The sequence below is a fragment of the Leifsonia sp. Y878 genome, from assembly GCF_057669685.1.
This window is the reverse complement of sequence record NZ_JBYHFS010000001.1, coordinates 239,981-257,940: the sequence shown is the minus strand read 5'-3', so window position 1 is coordinate 257,940 and position 17,960 is coordinate 239,981. Positions and strand designations below refer to the sequence as shown.

Genomic DNA, 17,960 nt, shown 5'->3' with positions numbered 1-17,960 from the left:
ATACTGCGGGTCAGCGTCCGATCGGCGTGGGGTCGACCGGGTTCGGTGGCACCTCGACCGAACCACGGATCTGATTCTGCGCCTGGCACTGGCTGGTGCAGTTCACTGCACCCTGTGAGAGCTCGATCGCGTCCTCACCGAGCACGCCGCCCAGCCGACCACCGGGCTGCACGACCCACTTGGTGACGGTGCCGGTCTGCAAGGTTTTCGTCGCCACCTGCGGGCTGTCCTTGCCGAGCAGCATCTGATGGGCGTTCGCCGGGTCTTGCGCCGTGGTCACTGCGTCGACGCCAGAGCCGAAGTTGATCTTCCCGGTAAAGCTGTTCACGAAGTAGAACAGGCCGGCGCCGAGGGTGTGGGTGAACTCGACCGGTCCGGCGAATTCAGTCTCCATCTGGAAGATACCGCCCTGCGCACCGTCCTTCGCCTGGATCTTGAACTTGCCCTGCGAGGTGGTGAACTTCACCGTGAGCGTGTCGTCCTTGATCTCGAGCTCGGCGATCCTCGCGCCGGAGAGCTGTGCGGGAGTCAACGTCGGCACCTTCGACGCGAAGATCACGGTGGGCGCGGTGACCATGCGCTGCGCGTCAGGGGCACCGGTGAGCGTGTAGTTGTAGACGCCCAACGTCGACGGATTGATATCAAAGCCCACGTGGCGGCCGCGCACAGCAATCGTGCCGCTGGCCACGAGGTCTTTGAGGTCGACCGACTTCCCCACGGCGGGGTTGTATGACTGGCCGTTGACAGTCACGCCGAAGTCACCGCCCGTTGAGGTTTTACCTGAGGCGGATGCCGGAGCGGCGATGGCGAGCGAGCCAGTGATTGCGACGGCGGCGATGAGAATGCTCGCCCGTCCGATGCTGAATTGTGAACGCGTGCGGGACATAACGAGGTCCTCCTGGGTGGGATGCGCGGGGACGAGCTGAGGTGAGCAGCTCTGGACGGGCACCCGGTGAGTGCCCACTTCCACTCTCAGCGACACCTGGATCGCCGGCAATCAGACCATGGGACTAGTACCATCGCGTGCTGGCTAAGCGGAGTCTCCCGCCGAGCGCTTATCGGGCAGGTTGTCCCTCGCCCACATCGCCGCGCTCGTGCGATCACCTACCCCGATGCGGCGGAACAGGTGACCGACATGCACCTTGACCGTGCGCTCTGCGATTCCGAGCTCCACGCCAATCTGCTTGTTCGACAGCCCGCGGGTGATCAGCCGGAGCACTTGCTCTTCCCGTGTGCTCACGATCTCTCGTTGGGTCAGCGCCGGAGCGGGCAGCAACGCCAGGGCCGCTCGCGGGTCGAACGGAGCCTCCCCCCGAGCAGCTGAGCGGATTGCGGCCAACAGCATGGCGGGCTCTCCGTCTTTCAGCTGGTAACCGATGGCGCCGGCGCGCAGGGCGTCTTCGACGTGATCACGGTCCTGGAAGCTGGTGAGAATCACGACCGGCGTTCCCGGCCGTGCAGCGAGGAGTCTGCGGGTTGCCTCGACTCCGTCCATGAGCGGCATGGAGAGATCCATCAGCACCACGTCTGGATGGTGTTCAACGGCCAGCTCCACCGCCTGTGCGCCGCCAGAGGCCTCCGCGACCACGCTCAAGTCCGTGGTCGCGCCGATGAGAACGCCGAGCCCCGCCCGAACCAGCGGGTGGTCGTCGACAATCAGCACTGACGTCATGTCGATGCCACCGTCAGCCGCCACGTCGTGCCGTGACCCGGTGCGGTGCGAAGCTCCAGCCGGCCACCGGCATCCGCTACCGCGTCGGCGAGCACTCGCAATCCAAAATGACCGTCCTCTGGGCGTGCGAGCTTCGCCGCGGCGTCGAAACCCGTGCCATCATCCTCGATGACCAACGCAACGCCGTCGCCGCCTGAGCGGGTGAGGCGCAGGAAGACCCGCGTTGCCGCGGAGTGCTTCGCGGCGTTGCGGAGGCACTCCTGTGCGACCCGGAAGATGAGTCGCTCGTGCTCGGTACCCAGCGGCTTTCCGCTGTCGAGGTAATCATCGAGGTCGACAACCACAACGATGCCCCTGGCACGGATGCTCGCGGCGAGGTCATCGAGAGCCGCAGGGAGACCATCGGCGGCGAGGCTCGGCGGGTAGATGTCCACGAGTAGCGACCGGAGGCCGCCGATACTTCCGCGCACGGTCGACTCCGCGAGGTGCAGGTCGGCCGACAGGGCGGAGTCGCCCAGCTGTGACGCTCGCAGGGCCGAGCCGGCGATCGAATATGAGGTGGCGGCCAGTTCCTGAACGACACCGTCGTGCAGGGCGCCGGCAATGCGACGGCGTTCGTCCCCTGATGCGTCGAGTGCGTGCTGAAGGAGTGCCTCGCGGTGCGCCTGTGAGGCACGGAGAACCCTCAGCAGCCGCACCAGCACAGGAATCAGCAGTGCGAGAAGCAGCAGGATGCTCGCGGTCGTCACGACCGCGAAGTTCCGCCAGAGATCCCAGCCACGCGCGGTGACCGTGTCGTACCGAAAGTAGACCTCGAACAGCAGGGCTTCACCTGATGGCGTCTCGACCGCGCGGTAGACCTCAAGCAACTTGCCGGAGTCGGCCTCGTAGCGGTTCTCTGGGGCCTGCACGTCGGAGACCTCCGCATCCGTTCTGCTGGATTCAAGTGCCTCACGGTCTTCATCCCCGAGTGCGAAGGTTGATCCGATGAGCCGAGGCTCGTCGGAGTACAGCACGCGACCTGTCGCATCCCACAGCTTGACCCGCACGACCGACTCGCTGAGGTCGGAGTCACTGAAAACAGAGTTCCTGATGGCGCTGTCGAGTGTGGCAATGGCCGCGGGATCACCGGTGAGCAGTCCGTCGGTCAGGACCGGCTGGACTATTCCATCGGCCAGCACAGTGGTTGTGCGTGAGGCTTCGCGGACGGCTTCGTCCTCTGCGAGGCGGCTCGCAGCGAACACCGCCGCAACAGCGACCGCGATGATCACGAGGACAGAGATGATGCCGACTTCGACGAAGACCCGCCATGGAGGCCCTGGCCGGGCGCCGTGGGCCGTGCGCGCCTCGGTCAACACCACCCAATCGGGCCTGGCGCCCACTTCCGTCACACCGACATCGTTCACATCGCTCCCCTCGCGATTGGAGAGCCTAGCGCTGCGGACCGCCGTGAACTCCGCGAAACCCCATCTCACTCCTCACTGCGGCGGCTATGCCCAGCCGAGCTCGTGCAGCCGTGCGTCGTCGAGGCCGTAGTAGTGACCGATCTCGTGCACGAGGGTGATCCGCACGCGGGCACGCAGCTCATCGAGGGTATTGCAGTGCTCCTGCATGTTGTTCTTGTACAGGGTGATGCGGTCTGGCAGCTCGCCGAACCCGTACATGCCCCGTGTCGTCAGCGGATGCCCGACGTACAGTCCGAACAGACGCGGCCGCTCCCCCGGCGGCTGGTTGGCCACCACGATCCCCACGTTCTGGAGATCGCCCACCATGTCATCAGGCAGCGAGTCGAAGACATCACCAACCAGGTTCTCGAAGTCTTCATCCGATATCTCGACCATGGGGTCATCCTGCCACTGTGTTCTGTGGGGTGCAGCGGACGCGGTGCGGACGCGTAACCTAGAAGCGGGCCGCGAACTGCGCGGGTCGAACGAAAGGCTCCCTCGTGAACATCACCCTGCTGCGGCAATTCGTCGCCGTCGCCGAGGAGCTGCACTTTCCAAGGGCCGCAGACAGACTGAACATTCCGCTTGCCTCGCTGTACTCATCGATTGAGAAGCTCGAGACCGAGGTCGGGCATCCGCTCTTCACGCGTACGGCCGAGGGCACGAAGCTGACCAAGGTCGGCTCGCTCTTCCTCGCGGAGGCGAAGCAAGAGATCGCTTCGGCGCCGGAGCCGGTCAAGCCGCCGAAGGTCCCGGCAGGTGGCAAGGCCAAGGCGTCAAAGGGCAAGGGCCGCACCCCGGCGGTCAAGGGCCAGCCGAAGCCGTTCAAGAAGCGTCAGGGCCGCTAACCTCCCCTCCAAGCGCTCCCCTCCAAGCGGAGATTTTGCAACTCGCCGACTGAAAACGCCACGTTCACACGGCGTTTCGCAATTACTCCGCTTGAACGCACGGCGAATGGCAGCGGATGACGGCGGGTCAGGGCGCCTACAGCTCGGTGACCTGCCCGGCCTCCACCCGCCAGTGCCGGTCTGTGTGCACGTTTTCGAGCATCCGTCTGTCGTGTGTCACGAGCAGCAGGGTGCCCTCGTAGGACTCGAGCGCCTGCTCCAGCTGCTCGATGGCGGCCAGGTCGAGGTGGTTGGTGGGCTCGTCGAGTACGAGCAGGTTGATGCCGCGCGCCTGCAGCAGCGCGAGGCCGGCGCGGGTTCGCTCGCCCGGCGAGAGCTCATCGACCGGACGGTTCACGTGGTCGGCCTTCAGCCCGAACTTGGCCAGCAGCGTGCGCACCTCTCCGCTGGCCAGGTCTGGCACGAGTTCCTCGAAGCTCAGCGCGAGCGGGCGCTCACCGGCGAGCAGCGACCTGGCCTGGTCGATCTCGCCGATGCGCACGCTGGTGCCGAGGCTCGCGGTGCCGCTGTCTGGCGCCTGCCTGTCGAGCAGTGCGCGCAGCAGCGTGGACTTTCCTGCACCGTTCGGCCCCGTGATCCCGATGCGCTCTCCAGCGTTCACCTGCAGCGAGACGGGCCCGAGCGTGAAATCACCCTGCCGGAACTCCGCATTGCTGAGCGTCGACACCACGGTGCTCGAGCGCGGAGCTGAGCCGATGGTGAACTCGAGCTGCCATTCCTTGCGCGGTTCCTCCACCTCATCGAGCCTGGCGATGCGGCTTTCCATCTGGCGCACCTTCTGCGCCTGCTTCTCGCTTGACTCAGCGGATGCCTTGCGCCTGATCTTGTCGTTGTCCGGCGCCTTCTTCATGGCGTTTCGCACACCCTGGCTCGACCATTCGCGCTGGGTGCGTGCACGACCGACCAGGTCTGCCTTCTTGTCGGCGAACTCGTCGTACTTCTCACGCTTGTGGCGCCTCGCCGTTTCGCGTTCTTCGAGGTACGCGTCGTAACCGCCGCCGAAGACCCGGTTGGCGCCCTGGGCGAGGTCGAGCTCAAGCACGCGGGTGACGCAGCGCGCCAGGAATTCGCGGTCGTGGCTGACCAGCACCACTCCGCCGCGAAGTCCCTGCACGAACGACTCCAGCCTGTCGAGGCCATCGAGGTCGAGGTCGTTGGTCGGCTCGTCGAGCAACACGATGTCGAAGCGGGACAGCAGCAGCGCGGCCAGCCCCACCCTGGCGGCCTGTCCCCCAGAGAGCGACGTCATCAGGGTGTCTTCGGAGAGCCCGGAAGTGCTGGTTGCACCGCTTGCGATTGTTGCGCTGTCGGCTGCGCTCGCGTCCAGGCGCAGCCCGAGCTCGGCCAGCACGATGGGGAGCCGTTCATCGAGGTCGGCCGCCCCGCTCGCGAGCCAGCGGTCGAGGGCGAGGGAGTAGGCATCCGCTGTGTCGAGACCGTCTGGCCGCGGCGCCGGATTCGGGTCGCCGAGTGCGGCAGCAGCCTCGTCCATCTCGCGGGTCGCCTCTGCGCAGCCGGTGCGGCGGGCGAGATAGCCCGCGATGGTCTCACCGGGAACGCGCTCGTGTTCCTGGGGAAGCCAGCCGACGAAGGCATCCGTTGGTGAGAGTGTGACCGTGCCAGCCTGCGGCTGCTCGACACCCGCGAGGATCTTCAGCAGGGTCGACTTGCCGGCGCCGTTGACGCCGACCACCCCAACCACGTCACCGGGGGCGACGGTGAGATCGAGCGATTCGAACAGTGTGCGGTGGGCGTAGCCGCCGGCGAGGCCCTGGGCTACGAGTGTTGCGGTCATCCATCAAGGTTAGCGACGGCGCGAGGCGATGCGGCACCGCCTCAAACGCCCAGGCATAGTCGCGGGTGCGCATGACGCGAGGGAGACAGCAGCAAACAAGCAACCCGCTGGTTGACGAGACAGCGACGAAGGAGCCGTCGTCTCGAAACCAGTCTCGAAACCGTCTCCGGACCGTCTCCGGACCGGCCAACATCGAGCCCGTGCAGGGCATGGGTCGCCCCGGTAAGAATGTCAGTGGTCGGGTGTTGACTTAGACCTATGAACCAGGCACCGTTCATCACCACCGAGACCGACAGCGACGTCGATCTTGAGGTCGATCTCTCACGGTTCACCCTCGCCGAACGTGCGTCGCTGCACTACTCGCACGGCACCCCGCTTGAGGGCATGACCGACGCCGACGTGCTCGCAGCCTTCGCCGCCGACGGATACGACGACCCGGAATTCCTGCACGGCCATCTCTACCCGACGCTGCCGACGTCCGCCGAGGAGCTCCCGCCCGGCTACGCCGATCGCACCCAGCTTTACCTTGACGACGTCGCGCAGGACAACGCCGAAATCACGTTGCTCCTCGCGCGGCGTGCCCGACACGTGGAGATCGCCCGCGCCTGGTCAGAGCTCTCCGACGATTTCGTCCTCAAAAACCCGAAGATGTCAGACGGAGAACGCAACAGCTGGATCGCCACCGTGTTCACCTCGCTCGTCGCCGCGCAAGAGAATGTGTCACAGATTGCCGCCGGGAAACTCATCTCCGAAAGCCAGACCCTCGTCAACGACCTGCCGGCCACACTCGCCGCATTGGAAAGCACGACCATCTCCTATAGGCATGCCGCGGTGATCATCAACCAGGTCGGCACCCTGCCCGCCTCGGCCAGAGCCGCCTTCGAACTCGCCGTACTGCCCCTGGCACCCCACATGCCCGTGCACATATTCCGAAAGAAAGTCATCCAGGCCAGGGAACGCCTGCACCCGGAATCCATCGTGACCCGCACCGTCGACGCCCGGTCCACGCGGCGCATCGTGTTCGAGCCCGACCTCGACGGGATGGCCTGGCTGCACGCCTACCTACCCACCCCGAAAGCGAAGGGCATCTTCGACCGTCTCACCGACCTGGCCGCCGCCGAACAAGGCGACGGTGAAACCCGCACCCTCACCCAACTCCGCGCCGACGTGGCAGCCGCCCTGCTACTCGAGGGCGTCGTGCTCGACGACATGGAAATCGTGCCGTGGGAGGAACGCTCGAGGCGCACGGGTAAGTCCGCACGCACCGGCAAGTCCACGCGCACCGGCAAGTCCACGCGCACCGGGAAGAATGCCGGTGCCGCGGCACCGCTTCCCACCGGTCGCATGACACTGCGCCACAGGAAGGGCGCGCCGAACTGGGGCATCCGCCCCACCGTCATCGTCACCGTTCCCGCCATGACGCTCCTCGGCCACAGCGACGAACCCGGCTTCCTGCAGGGCTACGGCCCCATCGATCCAGACACCGCCAGAGAACTCACCCTGCGGGCGCCGTCATTCCTCCGGGTACTCACCGATCCGGACACCGGTGAATACCTGTCGATGAATCAACACAAGTACAAGATCGGTAAAGACCTCCGTACCTGGCTGCAAATTCGCGACGGAACCTGCCGCAGTCCCGGCTGCGACAGGCCCTCCACCCACACCGAGGCTGACCACACCAAAGAATGGCCAGCCGGACTCAGCACACCCCAAAACCTCGCCTGCCTGTGCAAACGCTGCCACCGCATGAAACACGCCACCACTTGGACCGTCACCCAAAACGCCGGCGGAGTCCTGGAATGGCGATCCCCGACCGGCACACTGCACACCACCAGGCCTGACAATCGCGATGTGGGGATGACTCTGCCCATCGACGGCCGCCACGAGTCATCGTGGCAACCACCGCCATCGCAGCCACAACCGCCGCAGCCCCAACCATCCGCTGGAACCGTTTCCGTTATCCAACAGCCGGACGAGAACGACCCGCCACCGTTCTGACCCGCGCCGCATCAGCGTTCTGGACTAGCGCGAATGCTCCAGCTCAGTCCCTGACGACCGCGACACACTCAATCTCAACGAGCTGATCGTCGTAACCCAAAACCGTCACACCCAGCAGAGTGCTCGGCACGTCATGGTCGCCAAACGCCGCACGAACCACGTTCCAGGCGGTTCCCAGATCGGACTGATGAGAAGACGCGACAAGCACCCGGGTGCTGATGACATCGTCGATTCCGGCGCCCGCCGCATCCAGCGCAATAAGCATGTTCTCCACGGCCTTTCGTGCCTGCGCCGCATAGTCACCTACACCGGCGGTGCTGCCATCACTGCCCAGAGGACAAGCACCGGCAAGATAAACAATTCGCGCATCCGCGGGCGCGGTCGCCGCATACGCATACTCGGCCCGATCGGATAACAGCGCCGAGCGGATGAGGGTCACCACGCTGTCATCCGTTCTTTTCGGTGCAGCCGACGTCTCGCGCCCACTGATCTGGTTGAGGCGGGCGACCGCAGCTGCCACACGCGGCATCCGCTTCTTGGCAACCGCTGCCCTGAAGGAGTCGACAACGGACTGGTCTGCGTCGTCAGGAGATCCGGCGTTGAAAGGGGGCGCAGGGTCATACTCGAGCGCGAGTTGAATGCGCCGTGCTTCCTCCTCGCCTGCGATGAGCCCGGCGAGCGTGAACGCAAAATCAATGCCGGATGTGACCCCAGCCCCGGTCATGAGGTTGCCGTCTACGACGACTCGTTCCCGCACCGGAATCGCGCCGAATTCGCTCAGCATCGACAGCGATGCCCAATGACTCGTCGCCCGCTTGCCCGTCAGAAGTCCCGCCGCGGCAAGAGCAAACGAACCGGTACAAACCGAGGTGACCCACTGGGCACCTGCTGCCTGCCGCCGCAGGAAGTCGAGTACAACGGCATCGTCGAAGCACTCGAATGCGCCGTCTCCCCCCGGCACGAACAGCACATCGGCTTGAGGCGCATCATCAAATGTTGTGGTCGGCACGATGCTCCAGCCGCAGTCGGTCGCGACCGGGGCGAGATCGTGCCAGACGAGATGCACCTCGGCATTCGGGATGCGCGCCAACACCTGGGCAGGACCCGTCAGGTCGAGTTGGGTCACGTTCGGAAAGAGCAGACAGACAATTCGGAGTGGTGTGGCAACCATGGCCAGAGCCTAGCGGGGCCGCGCGGAAGGCACGACGATCTTGAGCCCCTTCGCTGCTGGCTCACCGACCTACCCCCGAAGCCCCATGACAATTGCCTCTTGCGCAATTTAGCACTAGTGCTAAATTGCTAATATGCAGGACACCTCGACGGACGTATTCACCGCGCTGGCCCACCCCACCCGGCGGCAGATCCTGCAGGATCTGAAGGACGGCGAGATGGCCGCTGGCGAGATTGCGGCTCGCTTTCCCAGTTCTGGTCCCACCATCTCCCGACACCTCGGCGTGCTCAGGGCTGCCGGCCTGGTGACAGAGCGTCGCGACTCGAACCGCATCCTGTACTCCCTCGTCGGCGACCGACTTGCCCTGTCGGTCGGCGACTTCCTCTCCACCGTCTGCCCGGAACAAATAGTGCTGCGCGGCATCCGTAAGAACGCACCCCAGGCAGAGAGCGAGTCCCACGCATGAGAGTTCCCACGCCCCAACTTGCCGCCACGATCGAGCGCCGGTTGCTCGTCAACTATCGCGTCGATCCGAGCGTCGCCCAGTCGCTCCTGCCCGATTCGCTTCGTCCGCAACTCGTCGACGGAAGCGCTGTTGCTGGAATCTGCCTGATCCGACTAGGTGCCGTACGCCCAACATGGGTCCGCCCCGAAATCGGGTGGCGCGCCGAGAACGCGGCGCATCGCATCGCCGTCGAATGGGACGACGAATCCGGCACCCACGCCGGCGTCTACATCCCAGAGCGCCACAGCGCATCCTGGCTGCCTGTTGCCGCCGGCGGCCGACTCTTTCCCGGCGTGCACAGGCACGCGCGGTTCACCGGCTCCGAAACAGACAACCGAGTGCAGGTCGCCATGACCGCCGCCCAGACGAGCGTCCTGGCCGATGTTGAGATCACCGACAGGTGGTCAAGTTCACTCTTTGACACCCTGGCGGATGCCTCAGCCTTCTTCCAGAATGGCGCCGTCGGTTGGTCTCCGTCCCGCGACGGGCGCACGCTCGAGGGGCTTCAACTGGCGACGACACAGTGGCGCGTGGAGGCCGGCCGCCCCGTCACCGTCGATTCCACGTTCTTCTCCGCATTGCCTGCTGGGTCAGCAGCACTCGACAGCGTTCTGGTGATGCGGAACGTGCCTGTCGAGTGGCGGGCCCCAGAGGCTGCGTCAGCAGCGGCTCCCGCTCAGGCGCCGCCGGGCGGGTCGAGCAGGAAGCTCACGCGTTCGGAGAGATAGCTGTCAAAGTCGATGGCCGTCGAGTCGTCTGCCGCGCTGTTCCAGCGCACCAGTGCGCGGCCGTCCGCGAGAAACAGCGGGCCCGTCGAGGAACGAAGGTGGTCGGCATCCACCACGATCTCTGCGGTGTCGAAGTTGACCGTCTCTCCCTTCCCGAACGGTCCCCTCATCGCGGCCGCGCGATAGCCGCGACGCTCCTCGGCCGAGTTCGACTGGTAGCCGGCCCGGCCCGGCTCCACCGCCCTGGTCGTTGCGCCCGTTGCAAACAGGGCGCCGTCATGACCAAGCAGAAAGACACCGAGGCGCCAGACGCGACCGTTCGGCACCAACGCCGCAGCCTTGGTGAACAACAACACCTTGCGCGGCGCGACAAAGGTGGCATGCCATTCATCGCGTGCGCCGGCACGGGTCAGCGCGTCGACAGCCTGATCCAGGCTCTGGCGGATGCCGGCTGCCAACTGCTCGTCGCTTTGGCCGCCGTCGCCAGGGGGCTCAGCAGCGTTATTCATGTGCAGGTGTCGTCCATGTGCAGGCGTCGTCTCAGGCGCAGCGCTAGAGCGGCTTGATCATTTCCAGCTCGCTCTGCGTGGCATCCAGCACGTACGGAATCACCGCTCCGGTCGCCACGAAGCCCCTGTGCTCATACGCGGTACGGGCCCGCACATTGTCTTCGTGCACATGCAGGGTCAGCCGATCGCTTTCCGTTCGCGCCCAGTCCTCGATGCCGGCGAGGAGAGCATCCGTCACGCCGGCGTGCCGCCCGCGAAACTCCGGAGTGACGTAGACGCCGACCAGCATCGGGCCCGTCACCGCCGTTGAGTAGCCGCCCATAGCGCCGATCCAGCGACCCGATTCGTCGATTGCCGCGAGCGCGGTGCCTCGGCCATCCGTTCCCCGACGACCCCGCATCCGCCACTCTGCCTCATCGTGACCAAGCGCGTCCGCCAGCGTTTCGGCATAGGCGTGCGGCGTGTCAGCGATCATCTCAAGCCGAAGCGCCCTGACGTTCTGCCAGTCGTCTTCGGTCGTCGCTCGAATTTCGAAGTGTGAGGTCCCCATCGCTCGACTCTAGTGGTACGCAATTCATGCCAGGAGGGTCTGACGGGCAGACGTTCAGGAGGCGCGCGTCTCCCGCTCCTGTCGCAGGGCGGGAAGGTAGAGAGCGGCGCCGATGATGCTGAACGCGCCGGCAACGATGACGGCGATACCGGCAGTTGTCGCGTCGGCCAGCCCGGTCAAGGCGAGCAATCCGAGACTATACGCGCCTCCGCCCACCATGGAGTTGATCGAGAGAACGGTGCCTCGATTAGCGGATGTCGCCTGCCGATGCAGCAACGTGTTGTGCATCGGGCCAGCTGCGCCATGCGTCACGTACGCGAGCCAGTAGCCTGCGACCAGGCCGACCACCCCGCCGGCGATTCCCATCGCGACCACGAACAGCCCGTTGAAGATTCGAGCCAGGATCGCCGCCCACGCCACACCGATCGTCCGACTGGCGAAGCCGGCGAGCACAGACCCGGCCGCAAACAGCCCCCAGGCCACGGCCGAGACCGGTCCGAAAATCACGCCAGCCGACTGCTCGCTCCCCAGAACATCTGCCAGCTTCACCGGCGCCAGCGTCTCGAACGCAACCATCGCGACGCTCCAGAACACTTCAACGAGCACGAGACAGCGCAGTACGGGCGAGTCCCGCACCAGCTTCACCCCAGCCCGGACGACGCCAGGAACATCACGGAGCGCGCCAAGCCCGAAGCCGCTGGTCCGCCCCGCAGCACGCATGCGCCGCGGCTCCTTCACGAGCGCAGCGAGCAGAACCGTATGAACGACGAACAGCGCGGTGGCCACGATGAACGGCAGCGCGAGGGCCGACATCCCCTGAAACGGATGCCACGCCACCAGACCTCCACCCATAACGGCGCCGACCGCGATCCCGACACCGAGCAGCGCCGTAGCGCGACTCAGCGCGCGGCTGATCGGCGCAGTCGCATCCACGGCTTCGGCGACATCGACGAACCAGGCCTCGAGGCTGCCGGAGTCCAGCGCACGGAAGACGCCCTGCAGAACGATTGCCACAGCGAACAACCAGAACGAGTCAGCGGCGAGGAACAATGCCGTGGACACCACCGCCAGCACCCCGGATGCGATGAGCACTGGCCGCCGGCCCCTCGCATCGCCCAGTCCGCCGGTCGGCAGCTCGAGTCCAAGCACAACGAATCCCTGCACTGACAGCAGTAACCCCACCTGCACCAGGGTCAACCCTCGCTCCAGCGGCAACAGCACGGTCAGCCCGAAAACCATCCCGACCGGAAGCCAGCGCGTCAGCGTCAGGAGCAGCAGTCGATGCTCGGCTTCCCTGACGGACAGTTGCGTTATCACCGCCGACTCACTCGCCTGGCTGCGGCAGTTCGTCAGGCTCGGCGGGACTCAGGTGAGTCACAACGAGCAGCCGCTTCGCGCGCGGGTCATCGTTGCCGGCGCCTCGGTAGCGGTTCAGGACGGCATCGAGGTCAGCCGCCAGAGACTTCGCCTGCTCAGGGGTGACCACCACGAGGCTGTCGCTCAGCCCAACGTGGTCCACCCACTCCGCCGGCCACTCGCTCTCGACATCGAGCCAGTGCTCTGCACGCGCCGCGAACTGCCGCACGTAGTCACGTCGCAGCCACCCGAGAGCCGTTTGCGCGTCCTCATCGCCAGCAAAGTCAGAGGTCGTCCAGGAGTGGTAGTCCGTCGCCGCACGCCATTCGCGTCGCTTGCCGACGCCCTCTCCCGTATCAGCCACGAGTCCGACGGATTCCAGCGAGCGAAGGTGGTAGCTCGTCGCCCCGGTGTTCGTGCTGAGGGCTGCGGCAAGCATGGTCGCCGTTGCCGGACCATGCAGGCGCAGCTCGCTCAAGATCCTCGACCGCAGCGGATGCGCGAGAACACGCACCGCTCGCTCGTCGAGTCGCATCCCTACATAGGCCTGATCGTCATCCGTCACGGCACCATAGTGTCAGGCGCCGCGACTATGCACAATATCTATGCACAAGAAATATGCACGAAGCTTGACGGTCGGTTATGCCTGCAGGATCCGAACCATATTCCCCGACGGATCGCGGAACGCAGAGTCCCGTGGACCCCACGGCTGATCGATGGGTTCCTGCAGCACCTCTGCGCCACTTGAGCGGATGCGCTCGAACGTAGCGTCGAGATCATCGGTGCGGAACACGATGTTCGGCAGCGATCCCTTGGTCAGGAGTTCCTGCAGGGCATCGCCGTCGGCCTGCGACCGACCGGCGTGCGGTTCGGAGAGCACGATCTCCACACCCGGCTGGGTTGGGCTGCCGAGCGTGACCCATCGAAACCCACCAGACGCAACGTCGTTCCGAACCTCGAGCCCGAGAGCGTCGCGATAGAACGGCAGCGATTCGTCTGTGTCATTGACGGTGATGTGTGAGTACTGGAGTGCGATTGTCATAGCACCAACGCTAGGCAGCCGCGGTCCCTGTGGCTTCTCGAATCCTGCTCGATTCGCCGACCGGTGCCGACTCTGCTGCCGGTGCCGACTCTGCTGGCCGTGCCGCCCTCGCCGGCCTCGTGTGCGTCTTCGCAACACAGGCGGGCATCGCTTCCACTGCGCTGTGCTCACGCAGGCTGTACGCGCTCGGCGACTCCCCCACGAGCTCGGAGAACCGTGAGCTGAACGAACCGAGGGATGTGCTGCCGACCGCCATGCAGGCATCCGTCACACTCATTCCCGCCCGAAGCAGCTGCATGGCCCGCTCGATCCGACGCGTCATGAGGTAGCTGTACGGCGTTTCGCCGTAGGCGGCCTTGAACTGCCGCGAGAAATGCGCTGGCGACATGAGCGCGCGCCTGGCCATGGTCGGCACGTCGAGCGGACGCGCATACTCACGATCGATCAGGTCTCGCGCCCGGCGCAACTGCACCAGATTCGCCAGCTTCTCAGGCGTCATAATTCGAGGCTACACCGGAGGAATTTTCATGTCTCGTAGACACTTTGCAAAACACTTCGTTAATGGTTTCAGAAGTTGAGGCCCGCTCCCGTAACCTGACTCTTAATCACAGCACAACGACCGGGGAGCAGAACGATGTCACAGAGCGTTTCAAAGGATGCAGCAACGAAAGTGGCCAACGCATCCTGGCTTCCCTTGATTGTCGTCGTCCTCACGCAGATCCAGGCATCCTTCGCGGTGAACGCGTTGACGGTCTCGATGGAGGGCATCACCACCGACCTCAACACCCCGGCGACCAGCGTTGGCACGGCCATCACCGCCGGCACATTCGCCATGGCCGCGTTCATCCTGCTCGGCGCGAAGGTCGGCGCAAAGTTCGGCTCCCGCCGGGTCTTCCAGATCGCCGTCTCTGTGCATGGCCTGGCCATGGCCGGTGTCGCGCTCAGCGTCAGCCCCGCGATGCTCTTCATCGCCCAGGCAGCATCCGGAGCGGTGATCGCCCTCATCGCCCCTGCGCTCGTGGTGTTCATCGCCGCCAACTTCAAGGGCGAACAGCAGGCGAAGTCCATCGGCTTCCTCGCCGCCGCCATTCCTGCCGCCGGCGTGCTCGCCCTGCTCATCGCAGGCACCTTCGCCTCAACGATCGGCTGGCGCTACTCCTTCGCACTCATCGTCGTGCTCGCCATTGTGAACCTTGCGCTGAGCTTCAAGCTCAAGGTGGTTCCACCGCAGTCCGACGTCGTGATCGACTGGGTGGGAGCTTTGCTTGCTGCCGGCTCGATCATCCTGCTCAGCTTCGGCTTCAGCGGACTCAACTCGTGGGGCGTCGTTCTCGCAACACCGAACGCGCCGTTCGAGATCCTCGGCCTCTCCCCCGCCCCGGTTCTCATCGTGCTGGGCATCATCGGCGGCCAGGCCTTCTTCGTCTGGCTGCGGAAGCGCAAGGCGCAGGGCAAGCCGCAGATCTTCGATCTCGCCGTGCTCAAATCAGGCTCAGAGAAGGCCACGACGTTCGCCATGGCCGCGATGCTCTTCGTCGGAACCGCGGCGAACTTCCTGATCCCGCTCTACATCCAGATCGTTCAGGGCCGCACGAGCTTCGAAACGTCAATCGCCGTTATCCCGTACACCCTCTCGATCTTCGTGGCGAGTTCCGTCGTGGCCAACCTGTACAAGCGATTCCCCCCGCGGCAGATTGCGCGCGTCGGCTTCGTGATTGTTGCCCTCGGCCTCGTCATTCTGGCGTTCACCATTCGCAACGAGTGGGAGCAGATCTTCGTCATTGCCGGACTGATCATCCTCGGCCTCGGTCAGGGTGCCATCGTCGCACTGGTGTTCAACACCCTGCTCTCCGCCGCTCCGAAAAAGCTGGCCGGCGACGTCGGCGCCTGGCGCGGTCTCGTGCACAACATTTCGGGCAGCATCGGAATCGCAGTCGCCAGCGTCTTCGCGGTAAGTCTCCTGGGCTCCATCATTGCCACAGAGGCCGACGCCCACCCCGAGATTCCAGCTTCCCTCATCGAACAGGTCCCGCTTGACAACGCCAACTTCGTGACAAATGACCATCTGAAGGATGTGCTGTCGCAGACGGATGCCACCGCAGCGCAGGTGGATGCCGCCGTCGCGATCAACGAAGACGCGCGCCTGCGAGCACTGAACGTCTCGCTCCTCGCTCTCGCCGGAGTTGCCCTGCTCGCCATCATCCCCGCCGGACGCATGCCGAACTACCGTCCGGGCGACATCCCTGTTGAGCTGTCCTCTGGCAAGCCAGACGACGATGAAGCGGATGCCGACAGGGAAGACACGGAGCCGGAAAAGGTTCTGTAGCCCATGAACCCCATCGTCGTCACACTGGTCATCCTGGCGCTGGCCATCGCTGCCTTTGTCTGGAACAAGATCCCGGTGGGCATTGTCGCTATCGGCGTTGCGCTCGCGCTGTACGCGACGGGAATCCTGACGTTCCAACAGACCCTTGCCGGTTTTGGCGACCCTGTCATCGTCTTCATTGCGGCCCTGTTCGTGGTCAGCGAAGGCCTCGATGCCACGGGTGTCACCACGTGGGCCGGCCAGAAGCTGGTGGCAGGAGCCGGCGACAACAAGCGCCGACTGGTCACCCTGGTCATGATGCTGGTGGCCGTTGTGACGGCGCTTATCAGCGTGAACGGCGCCGTGGCCGCGCTCGTGCCGATGGTCGTTGTGCTCGCCATCCGCATCAAGCAACCGCCGTCGCAAATGCTGATGCCCCTCGCCTTCGGGGCCCATGCAGGGTCGTTGCTGGTTCTCACCGGCACCCCGGTGAACGTGCTGATCTCCGAACTCGCCACTGACGCCACTGGACGGCCGATTGGGTTCTTCGCTTTCGGACTCGTCGGCATTCCCCTGGTGATCGGCACCATCCTGATCACGGTGTTCCTCGGCCCACGCCTGTTGCCGAAGCGGAACGCCAAGGTCGCGCCCCGCGACCTGAGCGCGCACGCCGACACGCTCGCCCAGCAGTATTCGCTGTTCGATGATGGCACTCTCCTCAGCAAGGAGAAGGGTGTCACAGAGGTCGTGGTGCCGCCACGTTCGTCATTCATCGGCGAGAACGTGTTCACCGGCATGGTGACCGACAGCGGCGACCTCGTGGTCATCGCCATCCAGCGTTCTGGAGAAGACCTCACCGAAACGGTTCTCGCCGAGGGTGACGTCATGCTCCTCCGTGGCACCTGGGAGGCGCTCGATGCGCGAACCATCGACCCGAACGTGGTCGTCGTCGACGCTCCGCAGAGCATTCGGCGCCAGGCTGTGCCGATGGGCCCACGGGCAAAATCTGCAATCGGCGTGCTGGCCGGCATGGTCATCCTGCTGGCGACCGGCGTCGTTCCGCCGGCCATCGCGGCCCTCCTGGCCGCCTGCGCGATGGTGCTTTTGCGCGTGCTGTCCGTGAATCAGGCGCACCGCTCTATCTCCTGGACCACCCTCATCCTGGTCGGCGGCATGATCCCGCTGTCAACGGCCATCCAGGTCAGCGGAACGGCTGACCTGATCGCCAACGGCCTGGTCTCGTTCGTGGGCAACTCCAGTCCGTACCTGCTCGTGTTCGGTATCGCGGTGGTCACCGTGATCCTCGGCCAGCTCATCAGCAACATGGCCACCGCGCTCATCGTCGCGCCGATCGCCATCGCCATCGCGACGGAGACCGGCATCTCGCCCCTCCCGCTGCTGATGGCGGTCACCGTCGCCGCGGCCGCCTCATTCCTCACGCCGGTCGCCACGCCAGCCAACACGATGGTGATGGGCCCAGGCGGCTACGCGTTCGGCGACTACTGGAAGCTCGGTCTTCCCCTCGTTGTGCTCTTCCTGGCCGTCGCGACATTCGTCGTCCCCATTTTCTGGTCGTTCTAGGAACGACCCGCCACTTCATACCCGTACAGAACTCAGGCTCAGCCCACAGGCTCAGCACCCACCACAGAAGGAGAACAACATGGCTTTCGGACGACGAACCCGCAGCCTCGCGAGGACCGCGGCGCGCACCGCGGTAATCACGGGAACCGCAGCGGCAACGGCCAACGCCGTACACGGACGCGCGGCCCAGAATCAGGCCGTAGCCCAGCCTGTCGCAGTAGCTCCTGTGGCGCTTGTCGCAGCAGCTCCTGTAGCTCCTGTCGCAGTAGCGCCTGCAGCGCCGCAGACCACGGAAGAGCTGATCGCCAAGCTTGAGCGACTGGCCGCACTCCACACATCCGGTGCCCTTACCGATGCCGAGTTCGCGTTGCTCAAGGCACAGGCGATTGCGTAAC

General features: G+C 65.1%; 19 protein-coding genes and 1 pseudogene. 7 read left to right on the top strand and 13 right to left on the bottom strand.

Annotated features, from left to right (window positions below):
- Nucleotides 1-10: 10 nt before the first annotated feature.
- The 4 genes from AC25Y4_RS01185 to AC25Y4_RS01170 form a co-directional block, all read right to left on the bottom strand.
- Nucleotides 11-886 (bottom strand): hypothetical protein, encoded by an 876-nt coding sequence (locus AC25Y4_RS01185; protein ID WP_488118542.1) that lies wholly within the window; start codon nucleotides 884-886, stop codon nucleotides 11-13.
- 144 nt (nucleotides 887-1,030) lie between these two features.
- Nucleotides 1,031-1,672 (bottom strand): response regulator, encoded by a 642-nt coding sequence (locus AC25Y4_RS01180; protein ID WP_488118541.1) that lies wholly within the window; start codon nucleotides 1,670-1,672, stop codon nucleotides 1,031-1,033.
- On the bottom strand, nucleotides 1,669-3,078 hold the full coding sequence (locus AC25Y4_RS01175; RefSeq protein WP_488118540.1) for a sensor histidine kinase: 1,410 nt from the start codon (nucleotides 3,076-3,078) through the stop codon (nucleotides 1,669-1,671). Before AC25Y4_RS01175 ends, AC25Y4_RS01180 begins: the two co-directional genes overlap by 4 nt.
- Nucleotides 3,079-3,162: 84 nt before the next feature.
- Nucleotides 3,163-3,513 (bottom strand): metallopeptidase family protein, encoded by a 351-nt coding sequence (locus AC25Y4_RS01170; RefSeq protein WP_488118539.1) that lies wholly within the window; start codon nucleotides 3,511-3,513, stop codon nucleotides 3,163-3,165.
- A gap of 104 nt (nucleotides 3,514-3,617) precedes the next feature.
- Here AC25Y4_RS01170 and AC25Y4_RS01165 point away from each other — a divergent pair, with 104 nt between their 5' ends.
- A complete protein-coding gene (locus AC25Y4_RS01165) occupies nucleotides 3,618-3,965 on the top strand; it encodes a LysR family transcriptional regulator (RefSeq protein WP_488118538.1) in 348 nt (115 codons plus the stop codon).
- A gap of 136 nt (nucleotides 3,966-4,101) precedes the next feature.
- Here AC25Y4_RS01165 and abc-f read toward each other — a convergent pair whose 3' ends face one another.
- Nucleotides 4,102-5,820, bottom strand: coding sequence for a ribosomal protection-like ABC-F family protein (abc-f, locus tag AC25Y4_RS01160; RefSeq protein WP_488118537.1), 1,719 nt, complete (start codon nucleotides 5,818-5,820; stop codon nucleotides 4,102-4,104).
- 258 nt (nucleotides 5,821-6,078) lie between these two features.
- Between abc-f and AC25Y4_RS01155 the strand changes: the two genes are divergently transcribed.
- Nucleotides 6,079-7,818: an HNH endonuclease signature motif containing protein gene (locus AC25Y4_RS01155; protein ID WP_488118536.1), complete on the top strand. Its 1,740-nt coding sequence runs from the start codon at nucleotides 6,079-6,081 to the stop codon at nucleotides 7,816-7,818.
- A 43-nt stretch (nucleotides 7,819-7,861) separates the two neighbouring features.
- Here the strand turns inward: AC25Y4_RS01155 and AC25Y4_RS01150 are convergent, their stop codons facing one another.
- Both AC25Y4_RS01150 and AC25Y4_RS01145 read right to left on the bottom strand, forming a co-directional pair.
- Nucleotides 7,862-8,308: a RidA family protein gene (locus tag AC25Y4_RS01150; protein ID WP_488119502.1), complete on the bottom strand. Its 447-nt coding sequence runs from the start codon at nucleotides 8,306-8,308 to the stop codon at nucleotides 7,862-7,864.
- A 198-nt stretch (nucleotides 8,309-8,506) separates the two neighbouring features.
- Nucleotides 8,507-8,989: pseudogene (locus AC25Y4_RS01145) on the bottom strand (DJ-1/PfpI family protein); the annotation flags it as partial.
- 133 nt (nucleotides 8,990-9,122) lie between these two features.
- Here AC25Y4_RS01145 and AC25Y4_RS01140 point away from each other — a divergent pair.
- Together AC25Y4_RS01140 and AC25Y4_RS01135 are read left to right on the top strand one after the other, a co-directional pair.
- Nucleotides 9,123-9,455 (top strand): metalloregulator ArsR/SmtB family transcription factor, encoded by a 333-nt coding sequence (locus AC25Y4_RS01140; protein ID WP_488118535.1) that lies wholly within the window; start codon nucleotides 9,123-9,125, stop codon nucleotides 9,453-9,455.
- Nucleotides 9,452-10,222 carry a DUF2071 domain-containing protein gene (locus tag AC25Y4_RS01135; protein WP_488118534.1) on the top strand — a complete coding sequence of 257 codons (771 nt, stop codon included), beginning with the start codon at nucleotides 9,452-9,454 and terminating at the stop codon, nucleotides 10,220-10,222. Before AC25Y4_RS01140 ends, AC25Y4_RS01135 begins: the two co-directional genes overlap by 4 nt.
- Here AC25Y4_RS01135 and AC25Y4_RS01130 read toward each other — a convergent pair.
- The 6 genes from AC25Y4_RS01130 to AC25Y4_RS01105 form a co-directional block, all read right to left on the bottom strand.
- Nucleotides 10,171-10,731 carry a hypothetical protein gene (locus AC25Y4_RS01130; protein WP_488118533.1) on the bottom strand — a complete coding sequence of 187 codons (561 nt, stop codon included), beginning with the start codon at nucleotides 10,729-10,731 and terminating at the stop codon, nucleotides 10,171-10,173. The genes AC25Y4_RS01135 and AC25Y4_RS01130 overlap by 52 nt on opposite strands.
- Before the next feature lie 43 nt (nucleotides 10,732-10,774).
- The gene (locus tag AC25Y4_RS01125) at nucleotides 10,775-11,281 is read right to left on the bottom strand and encodes a GNAT family N-acetyltransferase (RefSeq protein ID WP_488118532.1); all 507 of its coding nucleotides are present in this window, start codon (nucleotides 11,279-11,281) and stop codon (nucleotides 10,775-10,777) included.
- Nucleotides 11,282-11,335: 54 nt separating this feature from the next.
- Nucleotides 11,336-12,598, bottom strand: a complete 1,263-nt coding sequence (locus AC25Y4_RS01120; protein WP_488118531.1) for an MFS transporter — start codon at nucleotides 12,596-12,598, stop codon at nucleotides 11,336-11,338.
- Between the two features lie 7 nt (nucleotides 12,599-12,605).
- Nucleotides 12,606-13,202: a helix-turn-helix domain-containing protein gene (locus AC25Y4_RS01115; RefSeq protein WP_488118530.1), complete on the bottom strand. Its 597-nt coding sequence runs from the start codon at nucleotides 13,200-13,202 to the stop codon at nucleotides 12,606-12,608.
- A 75-nt stretch (nucleotides 13,203-13,277) separates the two neighbouring features.
- Nucleotides 13,278-13,679 (bottom strand): VOC family protein, encoded by a 402-nt coding sequence (locus AC25Y4_RS01110; protein ID WP_488118529.1) that lies wholly within the window; start codon nucleotides 13,677-13,679, stop codon nucleotides 13,278-13,280.
- Between the two features lie 10 nt (nucleotides 13,680-13,689).
- Nucleotides 13,690-14,178 (bottom strand): helix-turn-helix transcriptional regulator, encoded by a 489-nt coding sequence (locus AC25Y4_RS01105; RefSeq protein ID WP_488118528.1) that lies wholly within the window; start codon nucleotides 14,176-14,178, stop codon nucleotides 13,690-13,692.
- Nucleotides 14,179-14,313: 135 nt separating this feature from the next.
- Between AC25Y4_RS01105 and AC25Y4_RS01100 the strand changes: the two genes are divergently transcribed.
- From AC25Y4_RS01100 to AC25Y4_RS01090, 3 genes are all read left to right on the top strand, one after another.
- A complete protein-coding gene (locus AC25Y4_RS01100) occupies nucleotides 14,314-16,005 on the top strand; it encodes an MFS transporter (RefSeq protein WP_488118527.1) in 1,692 nt (563 codons plus the stop codon).
- A gap of 3 nt (nucleotides 16,006-16,008) precedes the next feature.
- The gene (locus tag AC25Y4_RS01095) at nucleotides 16,009-17,565 is read left to right on the top strand and encodes an SLC13 family permease (RefSeq protein ID WP_488118526.1); all 1,557 of its coding nucleotides are present in this window, start codon (nucleotides 16,009-16,011) and stop codon (nucleotides 17,563-17,565) included.
- Between the two features lie 79 nt (nucleotides 17,566-17,644).
- Nucleotides 17,645-17,959, top strand: a complete 315-nt coding sequence (locus AC25Y4_RS01090; protein ID WP_488118525.1) for an SHOCT domain-containing protein — start codon at nucleotides 17,645-17,647, stop codon at nucleotides 17,957-17,959.
- Nucleotide 17,960: the final 1 nt, after the last annotated feature.

Coding starts and splice junctions, on each gene's coding strand:
- AC25Y4_RS01100 (WP_488118527.1), top strand. CDS start 14,314: ATGTCACAGAGCGTTTCAAAGGATGCAGCAACGAAAGTGGCCAACGCA.
- AC25Y4_RS01110 (WP_488118529.1), bottom strand. CDS start 13,679: ATGACAATCGCACTCCAGTACTCACACATCACCGTCAATGACACAGAC.
- AC25Y4_RS01125 (WP_488118532.1), bottom strand. CDS start 11,281: ATGGGGACCTCACACTTCGAAATTCGAGCGACGACCGAAGACGACTGG.
- AC25Y4_RS01140 (WP_488118535.1), top strand. CDS start 9,123: ATGCAGGACACCTCGACGGACGTATTCACCGCGCTGGCCCACCCCACC.
- AC25Y4_RS01180 (WP_488118541.1), bottom strand. CDS start 1,672: ATGACGTCAGTGCTGATTGTCGACGACCACCCGCTGGTTCGGGCGGGG.
- AC25Y4_RS01155 (WP_488118536.1), top strand. CDS start 6,079: ATGAACCAGGCACCGTTCATCACCACCGAGACCGACAGCGACGTCGAT.
- AC25Y4_RS01105 (WP_488118528.1), bottom strand. CDS start 14,178: ATGACGCCTGAGAAGCTGGCGAATCTGGTGCAGTTGCGCCGGGCGCGA.
- AC25Y4_RS01170 (WP_488118539.1), bottom strand. CDS start 3,513: ATGGTCGAGATATCGGATGAAGACTTCGAGAACCTGGTTGGTGATGTC.
- AC25Y4_RS01130 (WP_488118533.1), bottom strand. CDS start 10,731: ATGAATAACGCTGCTGAGCCCCCTGGCGACGGCGGCCAAAGCGACGAG.
- AC25Y4_RS01095 (WP_488118526.1), top strand. CDS start 16,009: ATGAACCCCATCGTCGTCACACTGGTCATCCTGGCGCTGGCCATCGCT.
- abc-f (WP_488118537.1), bottom strand. CDS start 5,820: ATGACCGCAACACTCGTAGCCCAGGGCCTCGCCGGCGGCTACGCCCAC.
- AC25Y4_RS01135 (WP_488118534.1), top strand. CDS start 9,452: ATGAGAGTTCCCACGCCCCAACTTGCCGCCACGATCGAGCGCCGGTTG.
- AC25Y4_RS01090 (WP_488118525.1), top strand. CDS start 17,645: ATGGCTTTCGGACGACGAACCCGCAGCCTCGCGAGGACCGCGGCGCGC.
- AC25Y4_RS01185 (WP_488118542.1), bottom strand. CDS start 886: ATGTCCCGCACGCGTTCACAATTCAGCATCGGACGGGCGAGCATTCTC.